2 protein-coding genes are annotated in these 1,775 nt (G+C 76.9%); both read right to left on the bottom strand.

Features of this window, described 5'->3' with window-relative positions; translation table 11 throughout:
• Positions 1–111: 111 nt before the first annotated feature.
• A complete protein-coding gene (locus LCE31_RS07355) occupies positions 112–900 on the bottom strand; it encodes a hypothetical protein (protein ID WP_225013185.1) in 789 nt (262 codons plus the stop codon).
• Positions 901–1,135: 235 nt separating this feature from the next.
• A partial coding sequence (locus LCE31_RS07350) for a PucR family transcriptional regulator (protein WP_374118426.1) occupies positions 1,136–1,775 on the bottom strand: 640 nt, incomplete at its 5' end.

Genomic DNA, 1,775 nt, shown 5'->3' with positions numbered 1-1,775 from the left:
CTCCTGCCCCGCTGGCCTCTCCCGCCCCGTCTGCTTCTCCAGCCTCTCCCGCCTCGCCGTCCGCCCGGCGCCCCGGGGACGGGCCGCACGCCCCCGACGACCCGGCCGGCCTCACGCCGGAGCCGGCGGACTGAGCGGGAACGGCGGGGTCAGCTTGTCCGCGAGCCAGGTCGGCACCCCGCCGAGCAGCCGCACGAGCCGCCCCGCCTCGGCCCGCAACCGCCCCGCCTCCGGCTCCTGTTCGGTCTCCGCGAGCGACGCGAGCGCGGGCGCCGTGCCCACCAGATAGCCCAGCTCCTCGCGGATGCGCAGCGACTCGGCGAACCCGTGCCTGGCGTCCGCCACCTCCCCCTGCCGCAGCGCGAGGCCCGCGAGATGGCGCCAGGTGAACGACAGCAGCAGGGTGTCCCCGTGGTCCGTGGCCGCCGCGTGCGCCCGTACGTACGCGCCGCGCGCCGACTGGGGCGATTCGGAGAGGTTCTCCGCCACCAGGCCCCGGCGGAAGTCGAGCAGCGCCCGTCCCGGCGCGCCCGGCTCCAGCAGCGCGGCGGCCCGGCCGAGCGCCGCGTGCGCCTCGTCCGTGCGGTCGTGCACCCGCAGCAGGCTGGACAGATAGGCGAGGTGGCCGCGCTCGGACGCCGCGGCGCCGCGTTCGCCGTCCGAGCGCGCCATGGCCTCCGCCGTACGCAGCGCGTCCTCGGCCTCGGCCCACCCCCGGCCGGTGTACAGGCAGCGTTCGACGAGGAGCGAGGCGCGCTGGAGGGCGGGGCCCGCGGCCCGGGCGTGCGGTTCGAGGAGGGCCGCCGCATCCACCCAGCAGCCGCGTGAGCGCAGCCGCCACACCGCGGTCTGGAGCGGGTCGTCACCGGCAGTGCTTCCGGAACCAGACGTCCCAGGCATCACGGAATACGCCACGGAGCCCTCCCCTTGCGCGCCATTGTGCCGAGTGTGAGATGCATCTCAGCACGGATGGAGCGCGGGGCCAATACTTCTGGTGAAATTTTTCACAATCTCACCGGCGGGTCCGGGGCCCGCTGGGGCGGCCGACCACGGGCCCCCGCGCATCGGGCCGTCGCTCGGGGCCTGCGCCCGCCGCCGTGGTTCCCGGCCCGCGGCGGGTGGCGGCGGCGCGGCGTCAGCTCATGCGCAGCGCGAGGTAGAAGTCGAGCTTGTCCTCAAGGCGCGCCAGGTCACGGCCCGTCAGCTGCTCCATCCTGCCGATCCGGTACCGCAGCGTGTTGACGTGCAGGTGCAGCCGGGACGCGCACCGCGTCCAGGAGCCGTCGCAGTCGAGGAACGCCTCAAGCGTGGGGATCAGTTCGGCCCGGTGCCGCTCGTCGTAGTCGCGCAGCGGGTCCAGCAGCCGGGCGGTGAACGCCCGCCGCACGTCGTCCGGTACGAACGGCAGCAGCAGGACGTGCGAGGCGAGTTCGTGGTGGCCGGCCGCACAGACCCGGCCCTGCCGCGCCGCCGCGACCCGCCGGGCGTGCCGCGCCTCCTCCAGCGCGCCGCGCAGCCCCTCCGCCGAGTGCACGACCGCCGACACGCCGAGGGTGATCCGGCCCTCGCCGTCCAGTCCGGCGGCGAGCGGCTCGCGGACAGCGGCCACGACGTCGTCCGCCGGGGGACCGGAGCCCCGCGCCCCCCGCCTGGACCCCGGGGCCCGGGCCAACGGGCGGACCGCGGCCCCCCACGCCCCGCACCCGCGGGGGCGCGGTCTTTTAGGTGGGTGTGCGCGCGGAGGGGGGTGGGGGCCGGTGGTCGGGCGGGGGGGG

It is taken from the genome of Streptomyces sp. 8L, assembly GCF_020176795.1.
In the GTDB taxonomy this organism is placed as follows: domain Bacteria; phylum Actinomycetota; class Actinomycetes; order Streptomycetales; family Streptomycetaceae; genus Streptomyces.
This window is presented reverse-complemented; position numbering and strand designations above follow the sequence as displayed.